The organism is Desulfomicrobium orale DSM 12838 (genome assembly GCF_001553625.1).
Taxonomy (GTDB): Bacteria; Desulfobacterota; Desulfovibrionia; order Desulfovibrionales; family Desulfomicrobiaceae; genus Desulfomicrobium; species Desulfomicrobium orale.
Window position 1 is genome coordinate 2,265,668 of record NZ_CP014230.1, and the last position, 16,864, is coordinate 2,282,531.

General features: G+C 55.4%; 14 protein-coding genes and 1 pseudogene. 8 read left to right on the forward strand and 7 right to left on the reverse strand.

Features of this window, described 5'->3' with window-relative positions:
- Positions 1 to 209: 209 nt before the first annotated feature.
- Genes AXF15_RS10595 through rpsF form a run of 5 tightly spaced genes read right to left on the reverse strand, consistent with a single transcriptional unit; the run spans position 210 to position 4,057 of the window.
- Complete coding sequence (locus tag AXF15_RS10595) at positions 210 to 1,505, reverse strand: phenylacetate--CoA ligase family protein (RefSeq protein ID WP_066607149.1); 1,296 nt, start codon at positions 1,503 to 1,505, stop codon at positions 210 to 212.
- A 35-nt stretch (positions 1,506 to 1,540) separates the two neighbouring features.
- Entirely contained in the window at positions 1,541 to 2,977 is a 1,437-nt protein-coding gene (gene dnaB, locus AXF15_RS10600; protein ID WP_151192354.1) for a replicative DNA helicase, read from the reverse strand.
- Positions 2,952 to 3,473 (reverse strand): 50S ribosomal protein L9, encoded by a 522-nt coding sequence (gene rplI / locus AXF15_RS10605; RefSeq protein ID WP_066607155.1) that lies wholly within the window; start codon positions 3,471 to 3,473, stop codon positions 2,952 to 2,954. The genes dnaB and rplI overlap by 26 nt, the downstream gene beginning before the upstream one ends.
- Positions 3,474 to 3,484: 11 nt before the next feature.
- Complete coding sequence (rpsR, locus tag AXF15_RS10610; protein ID WP_066607158.1) at positions 3,485 to 3,748, reverse strand: 30S ribosomal protein S18; 264 nt, start codon at positions 3,746 to 3,748, stop codon at positions 3,485 to 3,487.
- A gap of 3 nt (positions 3,749 to 3,751) precedes the next feature.
- On the reverse strand, positions 3,752 to 4,057 hold the full coding sequence (gene rpsF / locus AXF15_RS10615; RefSeq protein ID WP_066607160.1) for a 30S ribosomal protein S6: 306 nt from the start codon (positions 4,055 to 4,057) through the stop codon (positions 3,752 to 3,754).
- 133 nt (positions 4,058 to 4,190) lie between these two features.
- Here rpsF and AXF15_RS10620 point away from each other — a divergent pair, with 133 nt between their 5' ends.
- Positions 4,191 to 6,572 (forward strand): ATP-binding protein, encoded by a 2,382-nt coding sequence (locus tag AXF15_RS10620; protein WP_066607164.1) that lies wholly within the window; start codon positions 4,191 to 4,193, stop codon positions 6,570 to 6,572.
- Entirely contained in the window at positions 6,569 to 7,918 is a 1,350-nt protein-coding gene (locus tag AXF15_RS10625; RefSeq protein WP_066607167.1) for a sigma-54-dependent transcriptional regulator, read from the forward strand. Before AXF15_RS10620 ends, AXF15_RS10625 begins: the two co-directional genes overlap by 4 nt.
- 39 nt (positions 7,919 to 7,957) lie before the next feature.
- Here the strand turns inward: AXF15_RS10625 and AXF15_RS10630 are convergent, their stop codons facing one another.
- Positions 7,958 to 8,569: a hypothetical protein gene (locus AXF15_RS10630; protein ID WP_151192355.1), complete on the reverse strand. Its 612-nt coding sequence runs from the start codon at positions 8,567 to 8,569 to the stop codon at positions 7,958 to 7,960.
- Between the two features lie 533 nt (positions 8,570 to 9,102).
- Positions 9,103 to 9,207, reverse strand: a pseudogene (locus AXF15_RS14615) (IS5/IS1182 family transposase); the annotation flags it as partial.
- Between the two features lie 381 nt (positions 9,208 to 9,588).
- Between AXF15_RS14615 and AXF15_RS10640 the strand changes: the two are divergent.
- From AXF15_RS10640 to AXF15_RS10665, 6 genes are all read left to right on the forward strand, one after another.
- Positions 9,589 to 10,458: a helix-turn-helix domain-containing protein gene (locus AXF15_RS10640; RefSeq protein ID WP_083517996.1), complete on the forward strand. Its 870-nt coding sequence runs from the start codon at positions 9,589 to 9,591 to the stop codon at positions 10,456 to 10,458.
- Between the two features lie 264 nt (positions 10,459 to 10,722).
- A complete protein-coding gene (locus AXF15_RS13620) occupies positions 10,723 to 11,400 on the forward strand; it encodes a helix-turn-helix transcriptional regulator (protein WP_169793650.1) in 678 nt (225 codons plus the stop codon).
- A gap of 650 nt (positions 11,401 to 12,050) precedes the next feature.
- A complete protein-coding gene (locus AXF15_RS13625) occupies positions 12,051 to 12,956 on the forward strand; it encodes a SagB/ThcOx family dehydrogenase (RefSeq protein ID WP_083517998.1) in 906 nt (301 codons plus the stop codon).
- Positions 12,953 to 14,110: a TOMM precursor leader peptide-binding protein gene (locus AXF15_RS10655; RefSeq protein ID WP_066607180.1), complete on the forward strand. Its 1,158-nt coding sequence runs from the start codon at positions 12,953 to 12,955 to the stop codon at positions 14,108 to 14,110. Before AXF15_RS13625 ends, AXF15_RS10655 begins: the two co-directional genes overlap by 4 nt.
- A complete protein-coding gene (locus AXF15_RS10660; RefSeq protein ID WP_066607183.1) occupies positions 14,107 to 15,516 on the forward strand; it encodes a YcaO-like family protein in 1,410 nt (469 codons plus the stop codon). Before AXF15_RS10655 ends, AXF15_RS10660 begins: the two co-directional genes overlap by 4 nt.
- Entirely contained in the window at positions 15,513 to 16,826 is a 1,314-nt protein-coding gene (locus tag AXF15_RS10665) for a YcaO-like family protein (RefSeq protein WP_066607185.1), read from the forward strand. The genes AXF15_RS10660 and AXF15_RS10665 overlap by 4 nt, the downstream gene beginning before the upstream one ends.
- Positions 16,827 to 16,864: the final 38 nt, after the last annotated feature.

A 16,864-nucleotide genomic window follows, 5' to 3' on the forward strand; every position in this document is an offset into this window, starting at 1 on the left:
CGAGCGTGGTAAGGGCATCAGGATTATGTCAGCCAGGGCTTCTGGTTTTCCTTTCGCCCACAGCAAGCATGCCATCTCATGAAGTGCCTTGGTATTCGGATGGAGTTAGCGTTCTTCTCAGATCAAGGAAGATATAAGGGCTCTGCCATGAGCCACAAAAAAAGGGATGCCTCCGCATCCCTTCCTTCATTTTCCAGAAAGAAACAGTTTCAGCTTCTGAGATCCTGCACGCGCTGCGCCTTGCCCTCTGATTTAGGCAGAGAGTTGCTTTCCACCAGATCGACGCGGGGCGTGATCAGCAGTTCGTCGCGCAGTTTGGCGCCAATACGCTCCTGCAGCTGCTTCAGTTCACGCATGTCTTCCACGAAAAACTCGTTCTTGATTTCCACCTTAACCCGCATCTGGTCCAGATAGCCGTCGCGTTCCAGCACAATGAGGTAGTTCTGTCCCACCTCGGGCATGCTCATGAGGGTTTTTTCCACCTGCATGGGGTAGATGTTCACGCCCTTGACGATGAGCATGTCGTCGGAGCGGCCTACAATCCGGTCCAGGCGCCGATGGGCCCGGCCGCAGGCGCATTCTCCGGGCAGAAAACGGGTCAGGTCCCGGGTGCGGTAACGGATGAGCGGCATGCCCTCCCGGCACAGCGTGGTGATGACCAGTTCTCCCACTTCGCCTTCCGCCGCCGGTTCACCGCTCTGCGGGTTGATGATTTCGGCGAGGTAGGCATCCTCCCAGATGTGCATGCCGTCCTGCTCCTGGCATTCGAAGGCCACGCCGGGGCCGTTCATCTCCGACAGGCCATAAGAATTGTAGGCCTTGAGATCGAAAGCTTCCTCGATGCGCTGCCGCGCGCCGTCGGTATGCGGTTCCGCGCCGATGAGAGCGATGCGCAGGTGTCGCAGGCGCTCCGGCGTGATGCCGTATTCCCCGAAAAGAGAGCTCAGATGCAGGGCATAAGAAGGAATGATGTGAATAGCTGCAACCTGGAAGTCCTCCAACAGCTTGAACTGCCTCCGGGAATTGCCCGCACCGGCGGGGATGGTCAGGCAGCCCAGCCGCTCCGCGCCGTAGTGGATGCCCAGGCCGCCGGTGAACAGGCCGTAGCCGGCAATGTTCTGAAACGTGTCACCCGGGCGTATGCCCACCATATGCATGCAGCGGGCCACCAGATCGGCCCAGGTTTCGAGATCCCGCCGCGTGTAGTAAATGACCGTGGCCGATCCCGTGGTGCCCGATGACGCATGCAGGCGCACCATGTCTCCCACCGGCATGGTCAGCATCTTGGTCGGATAGGCCCGCCGCAGGTCGTCTTTGGTGGTAAACGGCAGACGCCTGACGTCCTCCAGACTGCGGATGTCGGACGGAGTCACGCCCGCCTCGGCGAAATGCCGCGCGTAGAATTCCGATGTGGCCGCACGCCGCACGCTGTCCGTGAGCCGGGAGAGCTGGAGAGTATCAAGTTCCTGGCGGGAAAAAAATTCTTCCGGACAGTAGGCGTTCATGGCGTACTCCTGATACGGGTTGTGGGAGCAAAAAATCAGTATGCGCCGCCGTCTTCCGAAGGCAGCCCCATTTCTCGCAGATTGTCGAACACTGTGTACTGGCCGAAGTAGGCCAGACGCAACATGCCTACGGGGCCATTGCGCTGCTTGCCGATGATGATCTCGGCGATGTTCTTGTTCGGGTTGTCCTCGGCCTTGTTGTAGGCCGCGTCGCGATAGATGAAGACGATGACGTCGGCATCCTGCTCGATGGCTCCGGATTCGCGCAGGTCGGAAATCATGGGCCGCTTGTCCGAGCGCTCCTCCACCTTCCGGTTCAGCTGGGACAAAGCGACGACAGGAACATCCAGCTCCTTGGCCAGGGCTTTCAGGTTCCGGGAAATATCGGAGATTTCCTGCTCTCGGGAATCGCTCCGATGGCTGGAGCGCATGAGTTGCAGATAATCGACGATGATCAGTCCCACGCCCTTCTCGGCCTTGAGGCGGCGGCAGCGGGCCCGGATTTCCATGGTGGACAGGGCGGGCGTGTCGTCGATGTAAATGGGTGCGCGGGAAAGATCTTCAGCGGCCTGATAAAGCCTGCTCCAGTCCTCGTCGTTCAGGTAGCCGCTGCGCAGGCGGCTCAGATCAACCCGGCCGTGACAGCCCAGAAGGCGCATCATGAGCTGATCCATGGACATTTCCAGGGAGAACACGGCCACGGGCACTTCGTGATGAATGGCCGCGCGCATGCCCATGTTCAGAGCCAAGGCCGTCTTGCCCATGGACGGCCGGGCGGCCAGGATGATCAGGTCGGACTTCTGCAGACCCGAAGTCATGTGGTCGAAATCCGTGTATCCGGTAGGCACGCCGGTAATCAGCTCTCCCTGGCCGGCCCGCATCTCCAGTTGCTCGAAAACCCGGTTAACCAGATCCTTGCTGCTGACGAAGGCCGGTTTGCCCTTGGATTCGGCGATGGAAAAAATCTCCTGCTCGGCCTTGTCCAGCAGGGATTCGGTGTCTTCTCCCGCCTCGAAGCAGTTGGTCAGAATTTCCGAAGAGGTCTGGATGAGCCGCCGCCGCACGGACTTGTCGCGAACGATCTGGGCGTGGAAGACCGCGTTGGAAGCCGAAGCCACGGACTCGGCCAGGGAGGCCAGATAGACCGTGCCACCCACCTCGTCCAGCTGCCCCCGCGATTGCAGATACTCGGCCGCGGTGACCAGATCCACGGGCTGGCGACGCCGGTAAAGCTCCTCAAAGGCCTGATAGATGGTCCTGTGCGCCGGCGAATAGAAATCCTCGTCAGAGATGGTGTCCACCAGAGTGTGGAAGATGTCGTTGCGCAGAAACACGCCGCCCAGTACGGCCTGCTCGGCCTCGGTATTGTGGGGGGGCAGCTTGCGCAACAAGTCAGAAGAGGCCTTTTGCAAGGCCTCTTCCTGAGTGTGCGTCCGTTGTCCGGACTTATTCGGCGGTGTCTTCGGCTGCATCTTCTACGACCGCCGCGCTCGCCTCTTCGGCCCCGGAAGACTCTTCCACATGGCCGTGCTTGATGATGCTGACCATGAGTTTGGCCGTGACTTCCGGATGCAGCTTCACGCCCACCTCGTGTTCGCCGAGGGAGCGCAGACCTTCATCCAGCAGTATCTTGCGGCGGTCCACCACCACGCCCTGATCGGCCAGAATAGCCGCGATCTGGGAAGACGTGACGGAACCGTAGAGCTTATCGCCGTCGCCCACGCGGACCTCGATCACCACCTTGGCCGCTTCAATCCGTCCGGCCAGATCCGTGGCCTCGGCCCGGATGGCGTCGTTCTTGGCCTGGAGCTTGCGGCGCTCCTGTTCAAAAACCTTCAGGTTGCCGGGAGTGGCCAGGGAAGCCAAGCCCTGCGGCAACAGATAATTTCTGCCGTAACCGGGACGGACGGCGACAATGTCGCCCAGGCGGCCCAGGCTATCCACATCTGCTCGTAAAATGACCTTCATGACCACCTCTCCTAGATTCTCGACTTTTTGAGCACGTCCGTGCTGTGCGTGGCGGTGTAGAACATGAGCGCCATCTGGCGGGCGCGCTTGACCTCGCGGGTGATGGCCCGCTGGTGCTTGGCGCAGGTGCCCGTGATCCGGCTGGCGATGATCTTGCCGCGGTCGGTCACAAAGTCATTCAGTACTTCGGGATGCTTGTAATTGAGTGGAATTTCGGGGTTCTCGCAGAAACGGCAGTATTTTCTCCGAGGGGCGAATTTCTTCTTGAATGACATGGCTTAGGCCTCCTCGGCGGTCTCGGCGAGACGGACTGTGATGAATTTGAAAATGCCTTCGGTGATGCGCACATTGCGCTCCAGTTCGGCCACGGCCCGGCCCGGCAGATCCATCTCCATCCGGATATAGCGGCCCCTGGTGAACTTGCGTACCGGATAGGCGGTATCCTTGACGCCCCAGTCGTCGACCTTCACAACCGTTCCGCCTTCGCGCTCGATGACGGCGCTCAGGTTGCCGACGATTTCCTGGCATTCGTCCATGCCCAGCTCCGGGCTCAGCAGGAGCAGTTCCTCATACCTGACTGTCATGAATGTTCCTCCTTATGGGTGAAAGCCCGCCGTATTCGCGGCGAGCAAGGAAGTGCCGGTCGTTATGTCCATCCACGGATCATGTCAAGAAACCGGGCTTGAACAGAAGGCTGATTGGACCTACACGGCACCAATGCTTCGCGCTCTCCTCGTCATCCTTCTGCTTGCCCCGCTGTCGGTCCTGGCCGCGCCGCCCAACGTGCTGGTCCTGCATTCCTACCACCCCGGCCTGTCCTGGACCGACACCCTGAACGACGGCATCATCCGGACCTTTCAGGACGAAATGCCCGAAGCGCTGCTCTGGGTGGAATACCTGGACACCCGGCGCAACACCGATGCCACCTACCTGCCTCTCCAGGCGGCCCTGCTGCGCCACAAGCTTTCGGGGAACGCCTTCAACCTGATCATCGCCACGGACAACGACGCCCTGGATTTCATCCTGCGCTACCGGGACTCCATTTTCCATTCCGCGCCGGTGGTCTTCTGCGGCGTCAACCACTTCCGGCAGGAGCAGCTCGGCGGCCAGCGCGGCATCACCGGCCTCTCCGAAAATCCGGCCTTTGCCGAGACCATGCGCACGGCGCTGAGCCTGCATCCGGACACCCGCGAATTCATCGTCATCGGCGGCGACAGGGCCATTACCGATCTGCTCACGGACCGGGCCATCCGCGGTCTGGAGAAGGATTTTCCCGGCATCCGCTTCACCTACTGGAATGATCTGGGCGCTCAGGAGCTGCGCGCACGCCTGAATGGCCTGGGGCCTGGACAGATCGTCTTCGTGCACGGCGTCATGCGCAACGAAGAAGGCGTACTGGTGGATTACCGCGGAAAAAACCGTTTTCTGGCTGCCCTGACCGGCGTGCCCATCTACGGGTTCTGGGATTTCGAGATGGGCACGGGCTGCGTGGGCGGCAAGATGATTCAGGGCCGGGATGAAGGACGGCGCACGGCCCTTCTGGCCATGCGCGTGCTCCGGGGCGAATCGCCGGACGGAATTGCCGTGGATCAGGACACGCCCGCCCGGTATATTTTCGACTTTCCCCAGCTCGAGCGTCTCGGCATCGATCCCGGCCTCCTGCCCGAAGGCAGCCTGATTCTGAACCAGGCCGCGCGGGTCTATCATATCGACAAGCGCTACATCTGGACGGCTCTGGCCGCCCTGGCCCTGCTTCTGGGCGTGGTGGCGCTTCTGACCACCTCCAACCGCCGCCGCCGGGAAGCCCAGGATGTGCTGCGCCGGCACAAGGAGCAGCTCGAAGACGCGGTCCGGGCCAGAACCGAACACCTGCGTGCCGCCAACGACGAGCTCGAACGCGAGGTGCACGAGCGTATCCGCGCCGAGGGCGATCTCCGCAAGGCCCGCGCCCGGCTGGAAATCGAGGTGGACCGCCGGACCACCGACCTGCGCTTTGAAATCGCCCAGCGCCGCCAGGCCGAGGCCCATATCCGCGACCGCGAGGCCAAGGCCAGAGCGCTCATCAACGCGCCCACGGAAACCCTGCTCCTCATGGACCAGCACGGCATCATCCTCGACATCAACGAGACCGGGGCCACACGCCTGGGCAGAAACCGCGAATCCCTCATCGGCCAGAATCTGTACGCCCTCGTGGACAGCGCCCTGGCCGTGGCCCTGCGCCGTTCGGCAAAGCTGGCCTTTACCTCGGGCGAGGCCCAGTCCATCGAGGAGCACGGCCAGGATCGGGACCTGGATCTGCATCTCTACCCCGTTTTCGGCGACACCGCACAGGTGACCCGGGTGGCCGTGTTCATGGCCGACGTGACGGAGCCCCGGCGCATGGCCCGGCAGATCGTGCTTCTGGACAAGATCAATTCCCTGGGCCGCGTGGCGGCGGGCATCGCCCATGAAATCAGAAATCCGCTCACGGGCATCCACGGCTATCTCTACGCCATGGAGGAAATCTGCTCCGGCCTGTCCGACGCCGAATCCACCGGCGTGCTGCGGGCGACCATCGAAAAAATCCGCCGGGCCGCGGAAAAAATGGAGTCGGTCATCCGCCGCGTGCTGGACTTCTCCAAGCCCGGCATGCCCCGGCTCGAACTTCTGGACCCGACCCTGCCCGTTCAGGAAGCCATAAGCCTCATGGCCTCGACCCTGCGCAAGGCGGGCATCGCCATGGACACGCGCTTCGCCGCCGTCCCGCCCATCCAGGGAGACCGCATGCAGCTGGAGCAGGCCGTCATCAACATTCTGGACAACGCTTCCCGTGCCCTGCGGCAGGTTCCGGGAGAAAAACGCGTCAGCCTCGCCGTCTGGCCGTCTCAGGACAGGGTGCTGCTGTCCATCGCGGACAATGGGCCGGGCATCCCGCCCAAAGACCGGGAGCGGATTTTCGATCCCTTCTACACCACGGCCTCCGACGGCACAGGCATCGGTCTGTCCATCGTGCAGCGTATCGTGGCCGACCACCGCGGCGTCATCCATGTCCGGGAAAGCCCGTCCGGCGGGGCGGAGTTCGTCCTGGAATTTCCCGCCTCCACCGGAGAACACGCATGAACTACTCCCTGCTCATCATCGACGACGAAGAATCCATCCGCGACAGCCTGACCATGGCTCTGGGCCGGCAGTACGCCGTGACTTCCTGCGCCGGCGGCCGCGAAGCCCTGCGTCTTCTGCCGGAGCTGGCCCCGGACCTGGTGCTGCTGGACATCGGCCTGCCCGACATCAGCGGACTGGAAGTGCTGGACGGCATCCGGGGGCAGAACACGGCCGTCATCGTCATCACCGCCTTCGAGGATCTGGACACGGTCATCGCGGCCATGAAGCGCGGAGCCTTCGACTATCTGGTCAAGCCCCTGCGCATGGACGACCTGAAACGCTGTCTGGAACGGGCGGCCAGTTCCATCCGGCTGGCCAAGGAAATCCGTCAGTTGCAGGACGCGGCCCTGCGCGAGCAGGTCCCTTTCTTCGTGGCCGAGAGCGAGGCCCTGGCCGATGTGGTCCAGACCGTGGGCAAGGTCGCCGTCAGCCCGGACACGCCGGTGCTGATCGAAGGCGACACCGGCACGGGCAAGGAACTCATCGCCAGCGCCATCCATTACCGCAGCCCCAATTTCCAGGGGCCGCTGGTCACGGTGAACTGTGCGGCCATCCCGGCGGAGCTGATGGAAAGCGAACTGTTCGGGTACGCGCCGGGCGCTTTCAGCGGCGCGGGCAGAAAGGGCAAGACCGGGCTGGTGGAAAACGCGGCCGGAGGCAGCCTCTTTCTGGATGAAATCGGCGATCTTCCTCCGAGCGCCCAGGCCAAACTGCTCAGGTTTCTGCAGGACGGCGAATTCTACGCCTTGGGATCCACGGTCAAAAGCACGGTACGGACCAGAATTCTGGCCGCCACCAACCGGAATCTGGAAGAGATGGTCCGGGACGGGCTTTTCCGCCAGGACCTGTTCTACCGTCTGGCGGTGGTCCGCATCCGGCTGCCGTCCCTGACGCACCGCAAGAAGGACATCATCCCTCTGGCCCGGCTTTTCCTGCACCAGTTCGGAGAAAAGTTCGGCAAGAAGTTCAGCGGGCTGACGGAAAAAGCCCAGGCCGCGCTGCTTGGCCATTCCTGGTCCGGCAATGTGCGGGAACTGCGGAACATGATGGAGCGGGCCGCCCTGCTCTCCGGCGGCCCGGAACTGGATGTCGGGGATCTGGGCCTTCCGGAGCCCCCGCCTTCCGCCGCGAAAGCGGAACTGCCCCCGGCCGGAGTGGATTTGCCGATCCTGCTTCAGAATCTGGAGCGGAACTATTACGAGCGGGCTTTGAGTCTCAGCGGAGGCAATGAATCCCAGGCCGCGCGGCTGCTTAACGTCTCCAGAGACACTTTCCGCTACCGGCGGGGCAAGCTGAACGTGTGAAGCGGCCGGAGGCCGCCCGCCGCTGCATACCCGCGCGGGTTATTCCTCCGGCTCCTGACGGATCATGCGGATGAGTTCGGCCATGTTCTCCACCTCGGTCACCTTCCAGAAGCCTTCGGGCTGGGCCTTCAGACGCAGAAGCAGCGGATAGGACCGCTCATTGCCGAAATCGTACAGCCGCGCCGTGGCTTTCGCCTCCTCCCGGTTTCGCTGCACGCGTATGGAGCGCAGTTCCTTGCGGGCCGTGGAAACATCGGTAAACAGGGCCGAAAAAAGCCCGCCGTCGGGCAGGTCGGTCCGGTTTACCGGCCGTCCGGAAAAGTTTCCGGAAGCCACATTGCGAAGCACGAACTTGCGGGCCTCCTCGGCCAGCAGAAGCTTCACGGGCTGGGCGCCCTGCTCCGAATCCCCGCCCTCCAGACTCATGGCCAGCATTTCCAGCAGCGGATCACCTTCGCCGCCCGGAGGCCGGGCTTTGAAATCCCGCACAAACAGGTCCACGCCTCTGGCCGAAATACCGCGCATATCCACATATTTCTCAAGCAGTACCGGATCGTTACCGTCCACGGCCCGCTGTATTCCGGCCAGGGCCTCCTCCGGCGTTTCCATAGCCGCGGTGGGAGAGGATCCGAAAAACAGGAGCATCGCCATACACGCAAAAACTTTTCCCATCGGCTTGCTCAGGCCCGGCAGTGTCATCATCATTATTCTCTCACTTGCAGCGTCGTATCCTGTGCGGCACACAGACCGGGATTTCTCCCAAAAATCCGGAAACAGCAACGGTAAAAATACGGCGCTGTTTCCGGCTGTGGTGCATCCGGGCTTATTTTTTGGGAAAAAGCGCGAATGGTACAATCAAAAAAACGGGAAGATTTCTCTTCCCATTTCTGTGAGCCGGAAGCCGCCGGTCAGCGCACGGTGTAGCCCATGGATTCCATGCCGTTACCCGTCATGGCGAAGCCCGTCAGCTTCTTGGAGCCCGTATAGGGCTCGACGATGACGAAGCAGTGCTTGTTCGGATCAGGATCCGTCGGGCCGACACGGTCAACGCCAGCGGTCTCTCTGGCCAGATTATCGACCAGATTCACATACATGCCCCTGGCTGAGACCGTGATAGACATTACCGCAGCGCCGCCAGCCTCGTCCACCACAGCGATCATGGCGTCCACGGGCTCTTTCCCCGTATTTATGACTTTCATGTCATCGACGCGTGGAATGCCGTGTGAAAGTGGAAAGAACGGCTTGATACGTTCCAGTTGTTCGGCGGAAAGGTAGAAAATCTGGCTCATTGCATCCTCCTTTGAGCACAATTAACCAACTTGCCTCATTTTTACAATTAATGAGGCCTGAATCGAGTCAACGTCTGTGTGCATTTGTGTTCTGTGCCGAATCGTTTCTACTATTCTATCAAATTGATTTCCGGCATCTCCATGATAAGACTTCTGCGAGTATACCACTATGACCTTGCCCATAATAAACATGTTGCCGAAATTTATTTAGATAAACCTAATATATTGACATTCCTTAGCAGGAGATAATAGAGAATTAGAAATAACTAATTATAATTCGGAAATACTGTATGTAAAAATTAAAAATTCCATATATTTCAATATATTATATTGAAATCATGGGTGTTAAAAATCACAGCAACATTTTTCGGAGAAAATGTAATGAATACATGCTTAAGTAAAAATGAAGTCTATTTTATGGAAGGAATAGAAATTTCTTACATAAAAATATTACAAAAAGAGCTTATTGAAAATAAATCATCTATATTTTTTCCATGCTCTGAAAAAAATATATCTTTTTTATTTTTTTTATCAGGACAAGGAATGCTTAAAATAAATGCATTCGGAGGAATGAATAAGTATAAAATTTCATCCAATTATTACATAACTGTTCCTCCATGTAATGATATACTGGAATATATAGCTAAAAAAAATACGGACATACTTAAATTTGACGTATCTCCTTTTTTTATTTTCAATAAGATAAAAAAAATCAGCGAAATAGAAGTTATTCCATATTTTTTTAAGATTTTCAAAAATTTAAAAAGAACTATATTAGTAAAAAATATAGAAGAAGATATCATTCCAATACTTTACCAAATAATAAATTCCACAATTTCAAACAATCTTTATCGTCTCGGTTCTTCTATAAAAGTTCTGATGTATATTTTTCATGGAATTTATAAAAATAATAAAATTTCATCTATCGATATACAGCGTATTGAAAACGTGAAAAAGATTCTCAGAAAAAATATTGAATCCCCTCCAACTTTTCATGCACTTGCCGCAGAAGCGAAAATGGATCTTGTCAGATTCACAAAATCATTCCGAATGGTTACAGGCACAACACCATACGGCTATCTTCGTATCAAACGTCTGGAACATGCTATGTATCTGTTGAGTGAAAAAAAAATGAGTGTCACGGATGCAACATATGCAGTAGGATACAGCAACCCAAGTTATTTTGCTAAAATTTTTTATGAACATTACAAAATAATGCCATCAGACGTAAGATTATCACCTGATATGTAAATATAGGCTATGAGAATATACTTTAATTTAGATAAATACTGTAATAATAAAACTAGTCATTCATGCCAAGTAATATATAAATCAAAAGAAATAGATATTTTTTATCATGAAAACTTATTGTCTGACTATTTTTTTCCTTCATCAGCAGAAAAAAAATCAATTTTTTTTGTATTCATAATTTCTGGATCATATAAAATATCTATCAATAATATAAAAGCCAGAAATTATATTTACAAAATGCAATATTTATGTATAGACTCTGAAATGTCTGAAATAAAAACAACACGTTTATTCTCAAAAAATATAAAACTTATTGAGATAATTATAAAATCAGAACACATTTATGCAAACTTTATAAAATACAAACAGGATAAAAAATCATTATATGAGGAAAGGATAAATAGTATATTTGAACAATATATAGGAGAAATTACGCCAATTATGCAGTTATCATTGTATCAAATCCTGACGTTTGATGACAAACATCCTCTTAAAAACTTTTTCTATACATGTGAGACACTCAAATTACTTTCCTGTCATGCAGAAAAATTGGCGTATCTTTATTCCATGAAACAAACAAAACCTTCCAGGCATCTTTATACAATCCTGAAAGCACAGAATATTCTGGAATCCAATCTGAACAATCCCCCTGCCCTGCCTGAATTATCCCAGGAAGTCGGCCTCAGCATCCCGCATTTCAAACGCGTCTTTCAGCAGATATCCGGGATGACACCTCATGCCTTCCTCATGCAAAAGCGGATGGAATTTGCACTCGCCCTGCTGGCCGATACTCCCAGAAACATAGGCAAAATCGCCGAGATGGTCGGCTATAAAAGCAAGAGCCACTTCACCAAAACCTTTGCCGCATATTTCGGCGTCCATCCTTCTCTGTTGCGAGGCAGGCGCTCACCTGACGCATCCGGCCGTAAAAAATCATCCTGAAATTCGCAGCCAGCTCCGAACTTATATCCGCTCCATGAGAATTGCCGAAACATTTTGCAATCCAACAATACTTTTCTTTGTCCCGGCCCCATCCCTTCGGGCCATTCCGACTATATCCATGACTGAAATAATTAGCCTCTACAAATTTTTTATAACTTCTGAACGCTCCTGCTTTTTTACAGCCTCAGACAGACACGACAAAATTTGACATAAATCGTCAATAACTCTCTATTATCCCACATAGTTTGTTATGTTTTTGCAGACATCTTGCCATGCCTTCATCACCCTTAACCCAGCCGGTTTTGAGCTTATTTCGTTAAAGAAAAAACTAAATTGTTAGCCATGACAAAAACAATGAGACATAGATCACATCGAAGACTGCGGAATCACGCAGCACTTCTATCCGGCACGTTTCAGCAGACTATACGGTTTTATAAGGAGGTGATTGGGATGACGAAAGAGCAGATGATAGAGGATTTCGAGCTCATCGAACTGGAAGAAGTCGAAGACCTGAGCGTTCCGCTGCATGGCAACAACTCCAATGTTGGTACTGATTAGAAAGTTATTTTGCACTATAGCTGTTTATTGAGTACCGTAAATTCACAACAATTTAACCTGAAGCGTGCCGATAATATTACAGGCGGTAAATAATGATTCAAACACGAAATATCTATAAATCCAAATTTTTTGTACTGGATCGGAATCTGAAATTTTATCACAGCTCATGCTGTATTTCCAGTGAGATATATCACGAAAACACCAAAATTTTTCCTTACGAAATGCGCCCATGGCTCTACCTCCCCAAGCCATCAACACTGGAATATATGAGTCTGAAAGCATTTTATGAGCGCAGTTCTCAAAGCTACAAAATATATCCATCCCTCCCACAGATTTCACTGCATCATGAAGAAAGCCAGGTACAAAAGACTGACTTATGGGAAGTTATGCGTACAAGGCGTTCTGAACGTGATTATGATGCAGTGTCCTTGCCTATGCAGGATATAAGCAGACTGCTCTTCTACGCATACGGCGAAACCGGCAGCCTGGATACAGGGAGCTATATTGTACGGCTCAGATCTATTCCTTCTGCCGGAGCCCTTTACCCTCTGGATATTTATGTTTTGGCCTGCACGGTAAAGAGTCTGGAATCCGGCCTCTATCATTATAATGTGCGCGACCATGCTCTGGAAGAGTTGAAGCAGGGAGATTTCCTGCAATCAATCATTCCGCTTATACAAAACAGCAACAATTTCTGGCTGAAGCAAGCGGGACTTATTCTGTTTGTCACCGCTACCTTCAGACGCAATCAGATGAAGTACGGAGAAAGAGGCTACCGCGGAGTATTGCTGGACGCGGGGCATCTGGCCCAGAATATCCAACTTGCGGCAACGGGTCTGGGGCTTGGGGCTTGCGTGCTCATGGGCTGCATGGATGATCCGGTCAATGATTTTCTGGGTGTCGACGGTGTGGAAGAATCCGTCCTGTATGCGATCAGCATCGGCCGGCCGGCCCGGCAACACCAAAAGAATACTGAAGAAGACGGAGGACTATCGTGACGAGCCTTTCCCGGGAATTGCCTGTGCGCCCCAGAATCCGGGCAAGTTATCACATTATTCCCATGAGTGATAACCGCATCCAGCTTCGCTCCGGCGCGGACGCCTTTATCCTGCGCGGCGAAACAGTACAGGCCCTGATACAGGCCTTGCTTCCCTTACTGACCGGCGAACATTCCATTGACGCCATTCTGGAAAAACTGGACGAAGCATATGCTCCGGAATCCGTCCGCAACCTGCTGCAGACATTGAGTGCGCGCAGAGTGATTGAAGATGCGGCCGTAATGCCTCCGGAGTCCGTGAGCAAGGAAGAGATGGACGGCTACAGACCGCAACTCACATATTTTTCCCATTATGCAGCCAACCCCTATGAACAACAGGCCAGATTGCGACAGGCGCGCGTGGCGGTCTGCGGGCTGGGCCCCCTAGGAGCGCGCGTCGCCGCTTCCCTGACCCGCGCCGGCGTAGGGGAAATTGTGGGGCTGGATGATCGCCCGGTGAAACAGGAAGATTTTCAGCAGGGGTTGCTTTTCGCGCCGGAAGATCTGGGGCGACTTCGGGCCGAAGTTTTCTCAACGCCTGCGCAGTCGAGCCAAACGGTGTGCCGGCAAGGCGTTGCCGAACCCATCAGCGGCCCAGAATATTTTGTCCGCCACCTGGAAGGGGTGGACTATCTCGTGGTATGTCTGGAAACCCCCCGGCCCCGACTTTTGCAATGGGTCAACCAAGCCTGCCTGGAACACCGGCTGACCTGGACTTGGTGCGCCCTGGACGGACACGAAGGCACGGTCGGCCCCACGGTCATTCCCCGGCAGCTTGCCTGCTGGAAATGCTACGACCTGCGCGTCAAATCCAATGTGGATCACTATGAGGAATATCTGGCCCTGGACAATTATCTGCATCAGGCGGATCCGGCCGAAGCCGGATTCGGGTACCTGGTTCCTTCTCTTGATCTGCTGGCCGGGCTGACGGCTCTGGAAATCGTCAAGGATTTAAGCGGGTTGACCCCGCCCCTGACCTACGGCGCACAGCTCAGCGTCAACCTGTTGACATCTGTGTTCGACCTGCATCCGGTGCTCAAACTCCCGCGCTGCCCGGTGTGCGGGCGTGCGGACAAACAGGGAGCAATGGTGCGGCCCTTTCTGGAGAAGGCATGATGCGCTTTGCCCGATACCGGCCCTCCCAAATGGCCGACAGGTTGGTGGACAGCAAGACCGGGGTCATTAAAACCTGCTCCGGCCTGATGCGGGGAGCGCACGAACCGAAGTTCTTCATCGACATCACCGAGATCTCCGGAACACAACGCGTAATGCCTTTTCTGGGCGGGATCTCCAGTACCGGGGTCGGGCTCACGGCGGAAGACGCGGCCAACGCGGCTCTGGGCGAAGCCCTGGAAGATTATTGCTTCAGCATCGTTCCTGACGACCTGCCCCTGTCGACCTGGCGCAACCTGACCCGGGCCGGGCATTCCGCCCTGCACCCTGAAGAATATCCCCTTTTTTCGGCGCGCCAATATGCGCAGGCGAATTTTCCCTTTGCCCCCTTTACCGAGGACACGCCCCTGCGCTGGGTCCAGGCCCACTCCTTCCCCGAAGGAGCGGAAAAATTTGTCCCGGCAGGGTTGATCTATGGAAATTACCAGCCTGTAGCTCAAGAGCTCCGAATCTGTCCGACCAACTTCACCGGCACCGGATGTGGGCGCACGGCAGGCAGAGCCCTTTTCGCGGCCTTGTGTGAAGTGATCGAACGGGACGCCATGATGATCTGGTGGCTCAACCAGCTACCCTGCCCTAAAAGCAAGCCCCTACCCGATTCATGGTTTAAGCGAATTCTGGAAGAGCGTTTTGAATTTTCAGGACTCCACCTTGAACTATGGGAAATCACTACAGATATCAATATTCCCTGTTTTTTCGGGCTGTTGACGGATCCGTTTCATCACATCGCCAATGGGGGATTCGGCTGTCGCTTGTCCCCGGAACAGGCCGCCTTTAAGGCTCTTTGTGAATGCCTGCAGAACCGGCTCGGTGTGCTGTCTCTGCGAGATGGATCCGGAGTGCGGGAACTCAATGCCCGTCTGGGCAAGAAGGTGCTGAACTATTCCCTAGCGGAGCAATACGCCCGCGCGGAAACGGAAGGCTTTGCCACAATGACCCAACTCAACATGAACCTGCAATTCTATGCCGATCCGGATAATTTCCGGTATCTGGACACCGTACGCTCCAATCAGGACGAGGTGTTCTTTCCCCGGCCCGGGCACAGGCCTTTCGATGTCGATCCGGCTGAACAGCTTGCGGCGTATATCGACGCACTGCAACGCAAAGGGCTGGAAATCCTCGTTGTGGATATCACCCTGCCGGATATTGCTGATTTGGGTTTTTTTGTGACCCGCGCCCTGGTGCCCGGTCTGGTCCCCAACAGTGTGACCGCCTGGCCCTACCTGGGCAATCCGCGTCTGTACACCGTGCCGGAATATCTGGGATTCAAGGGAAAAAAGAACCCCAGCTGGAAACCGCACCCATGCCGTACGGTTGAAAACTCACCAGAGGATAAAGCCGCACCATGATCAGAAAACTCTTCAGCTCCAAAACAGGGATCATCAGACAGATCAGCGCTCTCATGCGTAACGCGGATCAGCCGCCTCTGCACTATGTTATGACCGCCCTGTGTGATACTGGTCGTTTCGGCCCGAATCGCAACGACTTCGCCTCCACCGGAACCGCTCTGGACGGCATATCCGCTTGGTGGGCATCACTGGGAGAAGGCATTGAAAGGTATTGCGCCGCCCTCTCGGACATGCACCCCCAGCAAAAGGCGACCTTCCAACAATTGGAACAGGCCGGTGTGCGGGCCTTGCCCCCGGAAAAATTCCGCCTGTTCACCGACGAACAATATCAAAGCCCTGGCTTTGTGTTTTGCAGGCCGGAGCGCAGCTCTGTTTTGCACTGGATCGCAGGACAAAGCCTGGTTGACCACGGCACATGCTATCTGCCGTCCGCCATGGTTTTTAATGCCTACCGCCATCCGGATGAACAGCTGACGGTCCCCAATATACATCCGGGAGTGGCGTGCGGGACAAATCTGAGCGGAGCCCTTCTGGCCGCCCTGTATGAAATTATCGAACGGGACGCGATGATGACCTGGTGGCTGAATGCGCTGCCCATGCCGGGCATAGCAGCCTCGTTGCCCGAAACAGTGCAGACCTTTATCACGCGCAATAAAAACATCGAAGTCTCTTTCCTCTGGCTTCAAACCGATATCCAGGTTCCGGTTATCTTTTGTCTCTTGGTGGATACCAACGCACAGGTAGCCAGCGGCGGGTGCGCGGCCAGATTCCAGGCGGAAATGGCGCTGCACAAGGCTTTTTGCGAAGCAGCGCAAACCTGGCTGCTGGCCCTGGACCTGAAACGCGGCCGGCAGGGCAATATCGCACACTTCTGTCGAAAAGGCCTGTTCCCCCCCGACATGGACAAACCAACGGCGGCCCCGGGCACACATGTGCTGCACAATCTGCAAGCCTATCTTTCGGCGGAATATTGGGACAACCTGTACCCCATCCGAAAACCAAAGGAACGGGTTGCTCTGGCTGATTTACCCGGAGGCCCGGAACATCGGTCCCCGGAAGTCATGCTCAGAATAATTACCGAGATGCTTGTGCAAACCGGTCTGGAACCCGTTGCAGTCAACCTGACCACGCCGGATATCGCGGAAACAGGTCTATGGGTGGTGCGGGTCTGCGTTCCGGGCATGATCCCCAATACCCCGACCGCGTACCCGCCCCTGGGGCTGCCGCGTCTGCGCACTCTGCCGGCCCGCCTCGGCTTTGCCCGAGCTCAGGCAGCAGCATGGAATGCAGCTCCCATCCCTTATTCATAAACATCAAGCAGTACATATTTCAGAACATCCCATTAGAG